The sequence below is a fragment of the Pseudomonas palmensis genome (assembly GCF_049942755.1).
Classification (GTDB): domain Bacteria; phylum Pseudomonadota; class Gammaproteobacteria; order Pseudomonadales; family Pseudomonadaceae; genus Aquipseudomonas; species Aquipseudomonas palmensis.
The window spans coordinates 401,392-415,836 of sequence record NZ_CP187958.1 but is presented as its reverse complement, the minus strand read 5'-3'; the positions used below and the strand labels follow the sequence as shown (position 1 = coordinate 415,836).

General features: G+C 64.2%; 13 protein-coding genes. 2 read left to right on the top strand and 11 right to left on the bottom strand.

The genetic code is table 11. The annotated features are described in order from the left end of the window. Positions 1 to 27: 27 nt before the first annotated feature. From ACPRTJ_RS01795 to gcl, 7 genes are all read right to left on the bottom strand, one after another. Positions 28 to 852 (bottom strand): ion transporter, encoded by an 825-nt coding sequence (locus ACPRTJ_RS01795; RefSeq protein WP_043859890.1) that lies wholly within the window; start codon positions 850 to 852, stop codon positions 28 to 30. 31 nt (positions 853 to 883) lie between these two features. After that, positions 884 to 1,762, bottom strand: coding sequence for an urea transporter (locus tag ACPRTJ_RS01790; protein WP_426427906.1), 879 nt, complete (start codon positions 1,760 to 1,762; stop codon positions 884 to 886). 169 nt (positions 1,763 to 1,931) lie between these two features. Further along, positions 1,932 to 3,347, bottom strand: a complete 1,416-nt coding sequence (gene pyk / locus ACPRTJ_RS01785) for a pyruvate kinase (RefSeq protein ID WP_043859892.1) — start codon at positions 3,345 to 3,347, stop codon at positions 1,932 to 1,934. Then, on the bottom strand, positions 3,337 to 4,617 hold the full coding sequence (locus ACPRTJ_RS01780; protein ID WP_058542040.1) for a glycerate kinase type-2 family protein: 1,281 nt from the start codon (positions 4,615 to 4,617) through the stop codon (positions 3,337 to 3,339). The genes pyk and ACPRTJ_RS01780 overlap by 11 nt, the downstream gene beginning before the upstream one ends. Before the next feature lie 183 nt (positions 4,618 to 4,800). Next, positions 4,801 to 5,694 carry a 2-hydroxy-3-oxopropionate reductase gene (locus ACPRTJ_RS01775; protein WP_043859894.1) on the bottom strand — a complete coding sequence of 298 codons (894 nt, stop codon included), beginning with the start codon at positions 5,692 to 5,694 and terminating at the stop codon, positions 4,801 to 4,803. A gap of 132 nt (positions 5,695 to 5,826) precedes the next feature. Next, positions 5,827 to 6,609, bottom strand: coding sequence for a hydroxypyruvate isomerase (gene hyi / locus ACPRTJ_RS01770; protein ID WP_054915603.1), 783 nt, complete (start codon positions 6,607 to 6,609; stop codon positions 5,827 to 5,829). 57 nt (positions 6,610 to 6,666) lie between these two features. Continuing rightward, positions 6,667 to 8,442 (bottom strand): glyoxylate carboligase, encoded by a 1,776-nt coding sequence (gene gcl / locus ACPRTJ_RS01765; RefSeq protein WP_043859896.1) that lies wholly within the window; start codon positions 8,440 to 8,442, stop codon positions 6,667 to 6,669. Positions 8,443 to 8,699: 257 nt separating this feature from the next. Between gcl and ACPRTJ_RS01760 the strand changes: the two genes are divergently transcribed. Further along, a complete protein-coding gene (locus tag ACPRTJ_RS01760; RefSeq protein ID WP_054915601.1) occupies positions 8,700 to 9,140 on the top strand; it encodes a GlcG/HbpS family heme-binding protein in 441 nt (146 codons plus the stop codon). 90 nt (positions 9,141 to 9,230) lie between these two features. Here the strand turns inward: ACPRTJ_RS01760 and ACPRTJ_RS01755 are convergent, their stop codons facing one another. Further along, the gene (locus ACPRTJ_RS01755; protein WP_043862341.1) at positions 9,231 to 9,839 is read right to left on the bottom strand and encodes a TetR/AcrR family transcriptional regulator; all 609 of its coding nucleotides are present in this window, start codon (positions 9,837 to 9,839) and stop codon (positions 9,231 to 9,233) included. 155 nt (positions 9,840 to 9,994) lie between these two features. On the opposite strand from ACPRTJ_RS01755, the gene ACPRTJ_RS01750 reads away from it, so the two are divergent. Continuing rightward, positions 9,995 to 10,903: a DUF808 domain-containing protein gene (locus tag ACPRTJ_RS01750; RefSeq protein ID WP_327781584.1), complete on the top strand. Its 909-nt coding sequence runs from the start codon at positions 9,995 to 9,997 to the stop codon at positions 10,901 to 10,903. A gap of 90 nt (positions 10,904 to 10,993) precedes the next feature. Here the strand turns inward: ACPRTJ_RS01750 and ACPRTJ_RS01745 are convergent, their stop codons facing one another. The 3 genes from ACPRTJ_RS01745 to ACPRTJ_RS01735 all read right to left on the bottom strand — a co-directional run bounded on the left by ACPRTJ_RS01745 (position 10,994) and on the right by ACPRTJ_RS01735 (position 14,410). Further along, complete coding sequence (locus ACPRTJ_RS01745) at positions 10,994 to 11,779, bottom strand: outer membrane protein OmpK (protein WP_043862344.1); 786 nt, start codon at positions 11,777 to 11,779, stop codon at positions 10,994 to 10,996. Positions 11,780 to 12,132: 353 nt separating this feature from the next. Continuing rightward, on the bottom strand, positions 12,133 to 12,918 hold the full coding sequence (locus tag ACPRTJ_RS01740) for an outer membrane protein OmpK (protein WP_043862345.1): 786 nt from the start codon (positions 12,916 to 12,918) through the stop codon (positions 12,133 to 12,135). A 136-nt stretch (positions 12,919 to 13,054) separates the two neighbouring features. Beyond that, a complete protein-coding gene (locus ACPRTJ_RS01735; RefSeq protein ID WP_043862346.1) occupies positions 13,055 to 14,410 on the bottom strand; it encodes a nucleobase:cation symporter-2 family protein in 1,356 nt (451 codons plus the stop codon). Between the last annotated feature and the right edge of the window lie 35 nt (positions 14,411 to 14,445).

Here is a 14,445-nt window from a genome sequence, read left to right as displayed (position 1 = left end):
TCGCTTAAAGATTAAAAAGTGCTGTGGTTATTCCATTTTCTTGAACAGCGCATTGCCGCAGCGTGAACAGAACGCGGCGCTCTGCTCGTGGCTGCCCTTGTGGCAGGTGGGGCAGGCGTGCTGCAGCTGTTCGCCGCGCATGGCGTTGGCCAGCTCGGCAGTAAAGATGCCGGTGGGCACGGCGATGATCGAATAGCCGGTGATCATCACCAGCGAGGAAATCACCTGGCCCAGCGGGGTCTTGGGCACGATGTCGCCAAAGCCCACGGTGGTCAGGGTCACGATGGCCCAGTAGATGCCCTTGGGGATGCTGGTGAAGCCGTGTTCCGGGCCTTCGACCACGTACATCAGGGTGCCGAACACCGTGACCAGGGTCGACACGCTGACCAGGAACACGATGATCTTCTGCTTGCTGCCGCGCAGCGCCGACATCAGGTAATTGGCCTGCTTGAGGTACGGGCCGAGCTTGAGCACGCGGAAGATGCGCAGCATGCGGATCACGCGGATGATCAGCAGGTACTGCGCGTCACTGTAGTAGATGGCGATGATCCCCGGCACGATCGCCAGCAGGTCCACCAGCCCGTAGAAGCTGAAGGCGTAGCGCAGCGGCTTGGGCGAGCAGTACAGGCGGGTGAGGTATTCGGCCAGGAAGATGGCGGTAAAGCCCCACTCGATCCAGGCCAGCAGCCCGGCGTAGCCCTGGTGGACCTCGTCGATGCTGTCGAGGATGACGGTGATCAGGCTGGCCAGGATGATCAGCAGCAGAATGCTGTCGAAGCGCCGGCCGGCCACGGTGTCGGCTTGAAAGACGATGACGTAGAGCCGCTCGCGCCAGCTCGAAGGGGTGCTCATGGGCGCTTTCCATTACAAGATGGAGCAGAGCCTAGGGGCTGGCCCGCAGCTGTGCAAGCGGGCGACGTCGGGCAGCGGTACCCAGTTGCAGCAGCCAGCAGGCGAGGATGAACGGCGCGGTCAGGCCCGGCACCGGCAACAGGCCCAGCAGCGGTTGCAGCACGATGGCCAGAACGATGGCCAGCAACGGCCGCCAGGGTTGTGCGCGGGTCTGGCTGAAGGCCAGCGCGGCCAGCGCCGCATTGAAGCCGTACAGGCCGTAGTAGCCGGCACCGGCCTCGCCACCGAGCAGCGCCACGCTGCCGCCCAGGGCGGCGCCCAGTAGCGCCCAGGCGGCGGCGTAGCGGTTGGCGATCAGCAGGCCCAGGGCAATCAGCAGGCCAGCCAGCGGCTGGTCGAGCAGGAAGATCTGGCCCAGGCCGCGGCCCAGGGCGAACAGCGGGTTGGCCGCGACCGGGCCGTAGCCGGCGCTGGAAGGCTCGGCCAGCGCCAGTACCGCCCAGCCGATCAGCACGAAGGGCGCGGTGTAGGCGGGCAGCAGGCGAGAGCTTTTGCGCTTGAGCCACTGGTGCACCAGCATGCTGCTCAGGCCCGCGGCGGCGATGATCAGCGGGGGCAGCAGGGCCGACCAGGGCAGTGCGTGGCTGAGCAGCAGGCCCAGCAGCACGCCGTTGTAGCTGTACAGGCCGGCCTGGCGGTCGGCGCGGTTGTAGCCGCGGCGCTGCGCGGTGAGCAGCCCGGCAAGGGCGCCCAGCAGCGCACCGCCGATGAGTTCGGGGGCGGTGATCAGGATGGCCAGCAGGCACAGCAGGCCGCACAGCGGGTTGCGCTGCAGCAGCACCTGACTGAAACCGTTGAGCAAGGCGGTGGCCCAGTCGGGGCACGGGTTGACGAAGTTCTTGGTGTACATGGCAGTGGGTCAGGGTGGGTGGAGTGGGGCGCCTCTTCGGGCTTTGTTGTCCCACGGTGTGGTGTGTCAATGCGCCCATCGCGGGTCAAGCCCGCTCCCACAAGGGCCGATGTGATCCTTGTGGGAGCGGGCTTGACCCGCGATGGGCGGCGCAGCCGCCCCAATCAAATCAGAGCAGGGTTTCGATCCGCAGCGTATTGGTCGACCCCGGCTTGCCAAAAGGCACACCGGCAGTGATCAACAGGATGTCGCCACGGCTGGCCATGCCCTGGGCCTGGGCAATCTCCAGTGCCGTGGACACCACTTCGTCCACCTGGCGCAACCGATCGTTGACCACCGAATGCACGCCCCAGGCCACACTCAGGCGCCGTGCGGTGTTGAGGTTGGGGGTCAGGTTGAGGATCGGTGCACGCGGCCGTTCACGCGCTGCGCGCAGGGTCGAGTTGCCCGACTCGCTGTAGTTCACCAGCACCGCCACCGGCAGTATGCCGCTGATGCGACGGATCGCGCAGCTGATCGCATCCGACACCGTGGCCTCGGCCTGTGGCCGGCCCACGTCCAGCTGGGCCTGGTAGTCCGGGCCGCTTTCGACCTGGCGGATGATCTTGCTCATCATCTGCACCGCTTCGAGCGGGTAGTCGCCCGAGGCGGTCTCGGCCGACAGCATCACCGCATCGGCGCCCTCGGCCACGGCGTTGGCCACGTCGGTGACCTCGGCGCGGGTCGGGGCCGGGCTGAAGCGCATCGACTCGAGCATCTGCGTGGCCACCACCACCGGGCGGCCCAGCTGGCGGCAGGTGGTGATGATGCGCTGCTGGATCTGCGGCACGCTTTCGGCCGGCACTTCCACGCCCAGGTCGCCACGGGCGACCATGATCGCGTCGCTCAACTGGGCAATCTCGCGCAGTTGCGTGACCGCCGAGGGCTTCTCGATCTTGGCCATCAGGTAGGCCCGGTCGCCGATCAGCTGGCGCGCCTCGATGATGTCTTCAGGGCGCTGCACGAACGACAGGGCCACCCAGTCCACGCCCAGCTCCAGGCCGAAGGTCAGGTCGCGACGGTCCTTTTCGGTCAGCGGGCTGAGCTCGAGCAGCGCCTGGGGCACGTTCACGCCCTTGCGGTCGGACAGTTCGCCGCCGTTGAGCACCTCGGTGTCGATGGCGTCGGCGTGCTTGGCGGTCACGCGCAGGCGCAGTTTGCCGTCATCGAGCAGCAGGTCCATGCCCGGCTCCAGCGCGGCGATGATCTCCGGGTGGGGCAGGTTGACCCGCTGTGCATCGCCCGGTGTGGCATCCAGGTCCAGGCGCAGGGCCTGGCCGCGTTGCAGCTGCACCTTGCCTTCGGCAAAACGCCCGACGCGCAGCTTGGGGCCCTGCAGGTCCATGAGGATGCCCAGCGGGTAGTTGAGCTGGCGCTCCACTTCGCGGATCCATTCGAAACGCATGGCGTGGTCGGCGTGCTCGCCGTGGCTGAAGTTCAGGCGAAAGATGTTCACCCCGGCTTCGACCAGCTGACGGATGTCGTCGATGCCTTTGGTCGCGGGGCCGAGGGTGGCGAGGATTTTGACTTTCTTGTCAGGCGTCATGTTGTGCGGTCTCGAGAATCAGGATGGCGCGAAAATCGTTGACGTTGGTGCGCGTGGGCTCGGTAACGATCAAGGCGTCGAGCGCGGCGAAATAACCGTAGCCATTGTTGTTGTCCAGCTCGTCTGCCGCCGACAGGCCCAGGGCCTGGGCACGCGCATAGCTGTCGGGGGTCATGAAGGCCCCGGCGTTGTCTTCGGAGCCGTCGATGCCGTCGGTGTCACCGGCCAGTGCGTACACGCCGGGCAACCCCTTGAGGCTTTCGGTGAGGCTGAGCAGGAACTCGGCGTTGCGCCCGCCGCGGCCATTGCCGCGCACGGTGACGGTGGTTTCGCCGCCCGACAGGATCACGCAGGGCGCCGCCAGTGGCTGGCCGTGCTGCACGATCTGGCGCGCGATGCCGGCATGCACCTTGGCCACTTCACGCGACTCACCTTCCAGGTCACCCAGGATCAGCGGGCTGAAGCCGGCCTGGCGCGCCTTTACCGCAGCGGCCTCCAGCGACTGCTGGGGGCGGGCGATCAGCTGGAAGTGGCTGCGGGCCAGGGCCGGGTCATCGGCCTTGACGGTTTCGGAGGCCGGGTTGTTCAGCCACGCGGTGACGGCGGCCGGGGCCTGGATGTTGTAGCGCTTGAGGATCGCCAGCGCTTCGGCCGAGGTGCTCGGGTCGGCCACGGTGGGGCCGGAGGCGATCACGGTGGCGAGGTCGCCGGGTACGTCGGAAATCGCGTAGGTGTACACCGTGGCCGGCCAGCAGGCCTTGGCCAGGCGGCCGCCCTTGATCGCCGAGAGGTGCTTGCGCACGCAGTTCATCTCGCCGATGGTAGCGCCGGATTTGAGCAGGGCCTTGTTGACCTGCTGCTTGTCGGCCAGGGTCAGGCCTTCGGCGGGCAGGGCCAGCAGAGCGGAACCTCCGCCGGAGAGCAGGAAGATCACCCTGTCGTCGGCGCTGAGGTTGCTGACCATCGCCAGCACACGCTTGGCCACGGCCAGGCCGGCGGCGTCCGGTACCGGGTGGGCGGCTTCGACCACTTCGATCTTGCTGCAGCTGGCGCCGTGGCCGTAGCGGGTCACGACCAGGCCCGAGACTTCGCCCTGCCAGCTGCGCTCGACCACTTCGGCCATGGCGGCGGCGGCCTTGCCGGCGCCGATGACGATGACGCGGCCGCTGCGGTCGCTGGGCAGGTGGGCTTCGAGCACCTGGCGTGGATGCGCGGCATCGATGGCCGTGGCGAACAGCTCGCGCAGAAAGTGTTGCGGATCGACCGACATGGCAGGCTCCCAAATCTTATTGTTTTGCAGAATCGAAAACGCCCCTGGGCCTGCCTCCGTGCAGACGGGCCCAAGGGCGGGTGGTGCTCTTTAGCGCGGCAAGCTTCAGGCTACAAGCTGCAAGAGACAGCGGACCGATGCGCGGTCTGCCGGTCTTGCCGCGTGAAACCTGCCGCTTGACGCTTACTTGTCGCCGCGGATCGAGAAGTTGGCCATGTGCTCAAGGCCCTTGACCAGCGCCGAGTGGTCCCAGTTGGCGCCACCGATGGCCGCGCAGGTGCTGAACACCTGTTGGGCATTGGCGGTGTTGGGCAGGTTGATGTTCAGCTCCTTGGCACCCTGCAGGGCCAGGTTCAGGTCCTTCTGGTGCAGGCTGATGCGAAAGCCCGGGTCGAAGGTGCCCTTGATCATGCGCTCGCCGTGCACTTCGAGGATTTTCGAGGAGGCAAAGCCGCCCATCAGTGCTTCGCGCACCTTGGCCGGGTCGGCGCCGTTCTTGGCGGCGAACAGCAGGGCCTCGGCAACGGCCTGGATGTTCAGGGCCACGATGATCTGGTTGGCGACCTTGGCGGTCTGGCCGTCACCACTGCCACCCACGTGGGTGATGTTCTTGCCCATGGCCTGGAACAGCGGCTGGGCACGTTCGAAGGCTTTGGGGCAACCGCCGACCATGATGCTCAGGGTCGCGGCCTTGGCACCGACTTCACCACCGGACACCGGGGCGTCGAGGTAGGTGGCGCCGGTGGCCTTGATCTTCTCGGCGAAGGCTTTGGTGGCGGTAGGGGAGATCGAGCTCATGTCGATCACCACCTTGTTCGGGCCAACGCCCTGGGCCACGCCGTTTTCACCGAACAGCACGGCTTCGACCTGCGGGGTGTCCGGCACCATGACGATGATGAATTCGGCTTCCTGGGCCACTTCCTTGGGGTTGGCCAGGGCCACGCCGCCGGCGGCGATCAGGTCGCTCGGCGCGGCGCCGTGGTGCGAGGAAAGGAACAGGCTGTGACCTGCCTTCTGCAGGTTCTGAGCCATTGGAAGACCCATGATGCCGGTGCCGATGAATCCGATTTTAGCCATGAGAGTTGCCTCTTGTATTTGTTGTGGGGACCCTGTGGGAGCGGGCTTGACCCGCGATAGCGGCGGTGAACGCGCTATCGCATCGCGGGTCAGGCCCGCTCCCACAGGAAATGCGTCCCGGCAGAAAGATGATTAGATCGCGTTGTGGGTCTTGAGCCAGCCAAGGCCCGCTTCGGTGGTGGTCAGCGGCTTGTATTCGCAGCCTACCCAGCCCTGGTAGCCGATGCGGTCCAGGTGCTCGAACAGGAAGCGGTAGTTGATCTCGCCGGTGCCCGGCTCGTTGCGGCCCGGGTTGTCGGCCAGCTGGATGTGGTTGATCTTGGCCAGGTTGCCTTCCATCGTGCGGGCCAGGTCACCTTCCATGATCTGCATGTGGTAGATGTCGTACTGCAGGAACAGGTTGGTGCTGCCCACTTCGGCCTGGATCTCCAGCGCCTGCTTGGTGGTGTTCAGGTAGAAGCCCGGGATGTCGCGGGTGTTGATCATCTCCATCACCAGCTTGATGCCTGCTGCCTGCAGCTTGTCGGCGGCGAACTTCAGGTTGTCGACGAAGGTCTTGCGCACCGTGGCGCAGTCCGGGCCTTGTGGGCGGATACCGGCCAGGCAGTTGACCTGGGTGTTGCCCAGTACCTGGGCGTAGGCAATGGCCAGGTCCACGCCGGCACGGAATTCCTCGACACGGGACGGGTCGCAGGCGATGCCGCGATCACCCTTGGCCCAGTCGCCGGCCGGCAGGTTGAACAGCACCTGGGTCAGGCCGTTGCTGTCCAGGTGCTGCTTGATTTCAGCCGAGCTGAAATCGTACGGGAAGAGGTACTCGACCCCGCTGAAGCCAGCGTCGGCAGCAGCCTTGAAACGGGCGAGAAAGTCCTGCTCGGTGAACAGCATGGACAGGTTGGCGGCGAAACGAGGCATGGTTGTCTCCTTGCAAAAGTGGGCCCTGTGCGCGGGGCAGCAGGGCCGCTACAACAGTCAGTCGAGCAGCGAGATCGCGGTTGGCGCGTCGTTGCCGACCAGCGCCAGGTCTTCGAATTCGTTGACCGCGTTGATTTCGGTACCCATGGAAATATTGGTCACGCGCTCGAGGATCACCTCGACCACGACCGGCACCTTGAACTCTTCGGCCATCTGCTGGGCCTTGCGCAGGGCCGGCTGGATTTCTTCCGGCTTGAACACGCGCAGTGCCTTGCAACCCAGACCTTCTACAACCGCGACGTGGTCCACGCCGTAGCCGTTCAGTTCCGGGGCGTTGAGGTTCTCGAACGCCAGCTGTACACAGTAATCCATCTCGAAGCCGCGTTGGGCCTGGCGGATCAGCCCCAGGTAGGAGTTGTTCACCACCACGTGGATGTACGGCAGGTTGAACTGCGCGCCCACCGCCAGCTCTTCGATCATGAACTGGAAGTCATAGTCGCCCGACAGTGCCACGACCTTGCGCGACGGGTCGGCCTTGACCACGCCCAGTGCCGCAGGAATGGTCCAGCCCAGCGGGCCGGCCTGGCCGCAGTTGATCCAGTGACGCGGCTTGTACACGTGCAGGAACTGCGCACCGGCGATCTGCGACAGGCCGATGGTGCTGACGTAGCAGGTGTCCTTGCCGAACACCTGGTTCATTTCCTGGTACACGCGCTGCGGCTTGACCGGCACGTTGTCGAAGTGGGTCTTGCGGTGCAGGCTGGCCTTGCGCTGCTGGCAGTCCTTGAGCCACTCGCCACGGTCCTTGAGCTTGCCGGCGGCTTTCCACTCGCGGGCCACTTCCAGGAACACGTCCAGTGCGGCGCCGGCGTCGGACACGATACCCAGGTCCGGGGTGAACACACGGCCGATCTGGGTCGGTTCGATGTCGACGTGAATGAAGCGACGGCCTTCGGTGTACACATCCACCGAGCCGGTATGGCGGTTGGCCCAGCGGTTGCCGATGCCCAGCACCACGTCCGACTTGAGCATGGTCGCGTTGCCGTAGCGGTGCGAGGTCTGCAGGCCGACCATGCCCACCATCAGCGGGTGGTCGTCGGGGATGGTGCCCCAGCCCATCAGGGTCGGGATGACCGGGATACCGGTGAGTTCGGCGAATTCCACCAGCTTGTCGCTGGCATCGGCGTTGATGATGCCGCCACCGGCCACCAGCAGCGGACGCTCGGCGGAGTCGAGCATGGCCAGGGCCTTCTCGACCTGCACGCGGTTGGCCGACGGCTTGCTCACCGGCAGCGGCTGGTAGGCGTCGATGTCGAATTCGATCTCGGCCATCTGCACGTCGAACGGCAGGTCGATCAGTACAGGGCCAGGACGGCCGGTGCGCATTTCATAGAAGGCTTTCTGGAACGCATACGGCACCTGGCCAGGTTCGAGCACGGTGGTGGCCCACTTGGTGACCGGCTTGACGATGCTGGTGATGTCGACGGCCTGGAAGTCTTCCTTGTGCAGGCGCGAGCGGGGCGCCTGGCCGGTGATGCACAGAATCGGGATGGAGTCGGCCGAGGCGCTGTACAGGCCGGTGACCATGTCGGTGCCGGCAGGGCCGGAGGTGCCGATGCACACGCCGATGTTGCCGGCCTTGGTACGGGTGTAGCCCTCGGCCATGTGCGAGGCACCTTCCACGTGACGAGCAAGGACGTGATCGATGCCGCCGACTTTCTTCAGGGCCGAATACAGCGGGTTGATCGCGGCGCCCGGGATGCCGAATGCGGTGTCGACGCCTTCACGGCGCATGACCAGCACGGCTGCATCGATTGCTCTCATTTTGCTCATGGTTTTGTGCCTCTTAGATTTTGTAATTGTATACAAATTGCTTTTCGACAGAGTGTATTCACGGCAGGCGACTCTGGTCAATCCATTTTCATCCGCCACCGGGTGCTTTCGTCGTTACCCCGTAAAAAAGGGGTTGTGACGGGTTTTGGTCGGATGGAGTGAATTATTGTATACAAAAATATTCTTCATTGTGTTCTATTTGTTGTATTGGTTTTTCACTTGCCCACGTGGGCTTCTAACAACAAGAGGACCTTTGGATGAACGTTCTGAGCTTGAAAGTAGCGGTGAGCCTGGTGAATGGCGCGCTGGCGGCCGGCCGCAGGATTTCGGCGGCGCCGCTGACCGTGGTGGTGCTCGATGCCGGTGGGCACCTGCTGACCCTGCAGCGCGAGGACGGCGCCAGCCTGCTGCGTCCGCAGGTGGCGATGGGCAAGGCGTGGGGCGCGATTGCGCTGGGCAAGGGCTCGCGCCTGCTGGCGCTGGACGCGCAGCAGCGCCCGGCGTTCTTCGCCGCGCTCAACGGGTTGGGCCAGAGTCCGGTGGTGCCGGCGCCGGGTGGGGTGCTGATTCGGGATCAGAGCGGGGCAGTGCTGGGCGCGATCGGCATCAGCGGTGATACGTCGGATATCGACGAGCAGTGCGCGATCAGTGCGATCGAAGAGGCGGGGCTGACGGCGGATGCGGGGGTAGCGGCTTAAGGCCCTATCGCGGGTCAAGCCCGCTCCCACAAAGATCACTGGTGTTCTTGTGGGAGCGGGCTTGACCCGCGATGCAGTCGCCGCTATCTGTCAGGCGTCCGGCGCACAGCCCTTGAGCACCAGCCGGATGATGGTCTGCGCCGCCGCCTCGTAGTCGCTGTCCTCGAGCTTGGCCTTGCCGGTGACCACCGAGATCTGCCAGTCGAAATCGGCATAGGTCTGGGTTGCAGCCCAGATGCTGAACATCAGGTGGTGCGGGTCGACCGGGGCGATCAGGCCGCGTTCGATCCAGCCCTGGATGCATTCGATGTTGTGCCGTGCCTGCACGTTGAGCTGCTCGACCTGGCTGGCGCTCAGGTGCGGCGCGCCGTGCATGATCTCGCTGGCGAACACCTTGGACGCGAAGGGCAGGTCGCGGGAGATGCGCACCTTGGAGCGGATGTAGGCACTGAGCACCTCTTGCGGCTCACCGTCGGCATTGAACGGGGTGGAGGCCTGCATGATCGGCTCGATGATGCTTTCGAGCACCTCGCGGTAGAGGTTTTCCTTGGATTTGAAGTAGTAGTAGACGTTGGGCTTGGGCAGGCCGGCCTTGGCCGCGATGTCGCTGGTCTTGGTGGCTGCGAAGCCCTTGTCGGCGAACTCCTCGCTGGCGGCCCGCAGGATCAGTTCTTTGTTGCGCTCGCGAATGGTGCTCATGGTGGCGCTGTTCCTTGTATCTGGCCGCGTGCGGCAACAGGCCTGGGCAGGCGGTTGCGCATGGTAGCACCGCGTTCGCGAAGCGCTCAAGGTCGCCCCTTTTGCCCATCGACAGGCTAAGCTTGGCGCCATCTCACCTCAATGGAACATGAATCATGGCTGCAAGCAGTTTGCTGGTACTGATCGACGATATCGCCACGGTACTCGACGATGTCTCGGTCATGACCAAGGTCGCGGCCAAGAAGACCGCCGGCGTACTGGGTGATGATCTGGCACTCAATGCCCAGCAGGTCACGGGTGTGCGCGCCGAGCGGGAACTGCCGGTGGTGTGGGCGGTGGCCAAGGGCTCGTTCCTGAACAAGCTGATCCTGGTGCCGGCTGCGTTGCTGATCAGCGCATTCATCCCGTGGGCGGTAACCCCGCTGCTGATGCTCGGCGGCGCCTACCTGTGCTTCGAGGGGTTCGAAAAGCTCGCGCACAGGTTTCTGCACAGCGCCGAGGAGGCCAAGGCCGGGCATGCGGCATTGACCGAAGCAGTGGCCAACCCGGCGGTCGACCTGGTGACGTTCGAGAAAGACAAGATCAAGGGCGCGGTGCGTACCGACTTCATTCTCTCGGCCGAGATCATCGCCATCACGCTGGGCACCGTGGCCGATGCGCCACTGCCCCAGCAGATCATCGTGCTGTCGGGCATCGCGATCGTGATGACGATTGGCGTGTACGGGCTGGTGGCGGGGATCGTCAAGCTGGATGACCTGGGCCTGTGGCTGACGCAAAAGGCCTCGCGTGCAGCCAAGGCCATCGGCAACGGCATTTTGAGTGCGGCGCCCTACATGATGAAAAGCCTGTCGGTGATCGGCACCGCGGCGATGTTCCTGGTAGGTGGCGGGATTCTGGTGCATGGCATCGCGCCGCTGCATCATGCCATCGAGGCCTTCGGCGAAGGGCGTGGCGGGGCGCTGACGACGGCCTTGCTCAATGCCGGCGTGGGCGTAGTGGCGGGGGCTGCGGTGCTGGCGGTGGTTGCGGTGGTGGGCAAGCTCTGGAAGGCCATCAAAGGCTGATCAAGAGCATCGCGGGTCAAGCCCGCTCCCACAAGGGCTGTGAAGTACCCTGTGGGAGCGGGCTTGACCCGCGATGGCCGCGCCGCTGACTCAGAAGTGCACTTTCACCAGCAGGCTCGCGGTGTTCTGGTCGGTATCGAAGGCGTCGCTGTCCTTGATGCCGTACTTGTCTTTCCAGTAGTCGTATTCGAAACCGACGTACAGCTGTTTTTCGCCCAGGTTCAGGGCCTTGCCCAGGTCATACTTGATCTGCGGGTTGAAGTGCAGGTTGGAATGATAGGTGCCGCGACGCCGGGTTTCGTCGTTGTCCACCACCCAGTCCATGTAGCCGTCGATCAGGATGTCCGACTTGCCCACGGGAATGGTGTACGACCACACCGGGGTGATCTGCCAAACGTTGTCACCGGCGCGGCTGCCCTCGGTGTGGCGCTGGTAGAAGTTGAGCTGGAAGTAGTCGAAGCCGGGGATGGCCAGGTCGAAGCCTGGGCCGATCAGGTACGACTCGTTGTCTCCCTCGCCAAACTCGTAGGTCATGGCCAGCAGCACATCCTTGACCGGGCCGAACTCCAGTTTCTGGTCGAAGATCTTGCCGAACGACAGGCGCGGGGTGAACTCGCCGTAGTAGGTGTTCGGGCCGACGTTGCCGTCCTTCTTGCCGTTGTAGAAGATCTTGTCGATGAACAGGAAGTTGTCGCCGTACTTCCAGGCATCGGCGTGCTCGAAAGTGAAGGTCTGCTGGATCTGCGGGTTGACCGTAAAGTCTTTGCCGTAGAGGTAAGTCAGGCTGTTGTTCTGCCACTGCAGCAGGTCACCGGCGGTGGCGGTACTTGCCGCCAGCAGGCCGCCTGCAAGCATCAGGCTGTTGGTAATGCGCATTGCGTGCTCCCTTGATTGATTCGGCACTCTGTGTCGGCGCCGTTCTGGTTCAACGTGTTGTCTTTTTGGTCAGCTTTTTTCGATCGGCCACAGCGCGTTCGCAAGAGCTGAGCCAACCTTGGCGGGTTGGCGCAACGGGCCTGCTCGACGTCTTTCTGAACAGTTGAACAAGGGGCGTGAGGCTGGCAATACGCTTACCAACCGCCCGAATTCATTGACTGAGCGGTCAGTAAACGCAGGTAGGAGGGGTCCTACCCTGAGCGAGGGGGCGCGCAGATTACTGGCTTGCGCGCCGTCCCTCAAGTGCTCCGTTATGGAGCGTGTGCGACAAAAACTGTGCGTTCGATCAGGTTTTAGAAGTGAACCTTGATCAGCGCACTGGTCACGCTCTGGTTGGTCTTGAGGCGATCGCTGTCCTCGATGCCGTATTTGTCCTTCCAGTAGCTGTATTCGATACCCACGTACAGCTGCTTGGCGCCGATGTTCAGCGCCTTGCCCAGGTCGTACTTGACCTGCGGGTTGAAGTGCAGGTTGGCGTGGTAGGTGCCGCGACGGCTTTCGTCGTTGTCCACCACCCAGTCCATGTAGCCATCGATCAGCAGGTCGGACCGGCCCATGGGGATGGTGTAGGAGAACGCCGGGGTGATCTGCCACACGCGATCACCCGGGCGGCTGCCTTCGGTGTTGCGCTGGTAGAAGTTGAGGGTGAAGTAGTTGAAGCCGGGGATGGCCAGGTCGAAGCCCGGGCCGATCAGGTAGGCCTCGTTGTCGCCTTCACCGGTTTCGTAGGTCATGGCCAGCAGCACGTCCTTGATCGGGCCGAACTCCAGCTTCTGGTCGAAGATCTTGCCGAACGACAGGCGCGGGCTGATCTCGCTGTAGTAGGTGTTCTTGCCCTTGTTACGGTCTTGGCCGCCGTTGTAGAAGATCTTGTCGACGAACAGGAAGTTGTCGCCGTACTTCCATTTGTTGGCGTGCTCGAAAGTCACCGTCTGCTGGATCCGCGGGTTGACCTGAAAGTCCTTGCCGTACAGATACGTCAGGCTGTTGGTGTGCCAGAGCAGCAGGTCCTCCGCTACCGCAGGAAGCGTGGCCAGCAAGCTGCTGCCCAGCAAGAGGGAAGAGGTGATGCGTTTCATGTGGTTATTCCCGGCTATTGTTATTGTTGGATTGCGGTTTTTTCGGCGCAAACGCGCCCCGAGCGGCCCACTCCCAGGGGCCGACGGTACTGCGTGGTGCTCGGGTTGACCGGGGCGGCAGGCGCCGCCCCGTGTATCAGTGCTGGTGCACGGCGTCGTTGTGCGCGGCGCGTTCGGCGCCGCCCAATACGTTGAACAGCAGGTTCAGTACCAGGGCACTGACGGTGGCCATGGCGATGCCGCTGTGGGTGATCGGCTCCATCCACTGCGGCATCTGCGCGAAGAACTCCGGACGTACCACCGGGATCAGGCCCATGCCGACGCTGACGGCCACCAGCAACTGGTTGCGCCGGTCGCCGATGTCGGCCTCCTGCAGGATCTTGATGCCGGTGGCCGCGACCATGCCGAACATGGCGATGGAGGCGCCGCCCAGTACCGCTGGCGGGATCGAGGCAATCAGGAATGCCGCCTTGGGCAGCAGGCTGAGCACGATCAGGAACAGCCCGGCCACCACGGTCACGTAGCGGCAGCGCACGCCGGTCATCTGGACCAGGCCGATGTTCTGTGCGAACGAGGAGTGGGTGAAGGTGTTGAAAAAGCCTGCCACGAACGAGGCGCCGGCGTCCCAGAACAGGCCGCGACGCAGCATGCCCGGGGTCACTTCACGCTCGGTGACCTTGCCCAGCGCCAGGAACATGCCGGTGGACTCGACAAAGATGATCACCACCACCAGGCACATCGACAGGATCGGCGCCAGGCTGAAGGTGGGCATGCCGAAGTGCAGCGGGGTGACCACCTGTACCCAGGGGGCCTGGGCCAGGCCGCTGAGGTCGACCATGCCGATGGCGCCGGCAATGATGTAGCCCAGGCCCATGCCGATCAGTACCGACACGTTCACCCAGAAGCCACGCATGAAGCGATTGATCAGCAGGATGGTGGTCAGCACCAGGCCGGCCACGGCCAGGTAGATCGGCGAGCCGAACGGCGCGGCCGCCGCGCCGCCGCCGGCCCAGTTGACGGCGACCGGGAACAGCGACAGGCCGATGGAGGTAATCACCGTGCCGGTGACCAGTGGCGGGAAAAACCTCACCACCTTGGACATGAACGGGGCGATCAGCATGCCGAAGAAGCCGGCGGCGATGGTCGCGCCGAAAATCCCCTGCAGGCCCACGCCGGGCATGCCGGCCATGGCCACCATGCTGCCGACGGCGGCGAAGCTGGCGCCCATCATCACCGGCATGCGGATGCCCAGTGCGCCAATGCCGAGCGACTGGACCACGGTGGCGACACCGGCGACCAGCAGATCGGCATTGATCAGGAATGCGATTTCTTCACGAGAGAGCCCGGCGGCCTGCCCGATGATCAGCGGCACCGCAATGGCACCTCCGTACATCAGCAGAACATGTTGCAAACCCACCAGGATCAGTTGCAGCAGGGGCAGTGGCTGTCGTGGCGGCGCAACGGGGATGTACGCCTTGCGTGACTCGGACATGCAGCACCTCAGGTTTTGTTTTTATTCTGGGTAGC

Excerpts from the sequence above, each read along its gene's own strand:
- ACPRTJ_RS01735 (WP_043862346.1), bottom strand. The coding sequence starts at position 14,410 with ATGTCCGAGTCACGCAAGGCGTACATCCCCGTTGCGCCGCCACGACAG.
- ACPRTJ_RS01755 (WP_043862341.1), bottom strand. The coding sequence starts at position 9,839 with ATGAGCACCATTCGCGAGCGCAACAAAGAACTGATCCTGCGGGCCGCC.
- ACPRTJ_RS01750 (WP_327781584.1), top strand. The coding sequence starts at position 9,995 with ATGGCTGCAAGCAGTTTGCTGGTACTGATCGACGATATCGCCACGGTA.
- pyk (WP_043859892.1), bottom strand. The coding sequence starts at position 3,347 with ATGACGCCTGACAAGAAAGTCAAAATCCTCGCCACCCTCGGCCCCGCG.
- ACPRTJ_RS01790 (WP_426427906.1), bottom strand. The coding sequence starts at position 1,762 with ATGTACACCAAGAACTTCGTCAACCCGTGCCCCGACTGGGCCACCGCC.
- ACPRTJ_RS01795 (WP_043859890.1), bottom strand. The coding sequence starts at position 852 with ATGAGCACCCCTTCGAGCTGGCGCGAGCGGCTCTACGTCATCGTCTTT.
- ACPRTJ_RS01775 (WP_043859894.1), bottom strand. The coding sequence starts at position 5,694 with ATGGCTAAAATCGGATTCATCGGCACCGGCATCATGGGTCTTCCAATG.
- ACPRTJ_RS01740 (WP_043862345.1), bottom strand. The coding sequence starts at position 12,918 with ATGAAACGCATCACCTCTTCCCTCTTGCTGGGCAGCAGCTTGCTGGCC.
- ACPRTJ_RS01760 (WP_054915601.1), top strand. The coding sequence starts at position 8,700 with ATGAACGTTCTGAGCTTGAAAGTAGCGGTGAGCCTGGTGAATGGCGCG.
- ACPRTJ_RS01780 (WP_058542040.1), bottom strand. The coding sequence starts at position 4,617 with ATGTCGGTCGATCCGCAACACTTTCTGCGCGAGCTGTTCGCCACGGCC.
- hyi (WP_054915603.1), bottom strand. The coding sequence starts at position 6,609 with ATGCCTCGTTTCGCCGCCAACCTGTCCATGCTGTTCACCGAGCAGGAC.
- ACPRTJ_RS01745 (WP_043862344.1), bottom strand. The coding sequence starts at position 11,779 with ATGCGCATTACCAACAGCCTGATGCTTGCAGGCGGCCTGCTGGCGGCA.
- gcl (WP_043859896.1), bottom strand. The coding sequence starts at position 8,442 with ATGAGCAAAATGAGAGCAATCGATGCAGCCGTGCTGGTCATGCGCCGT.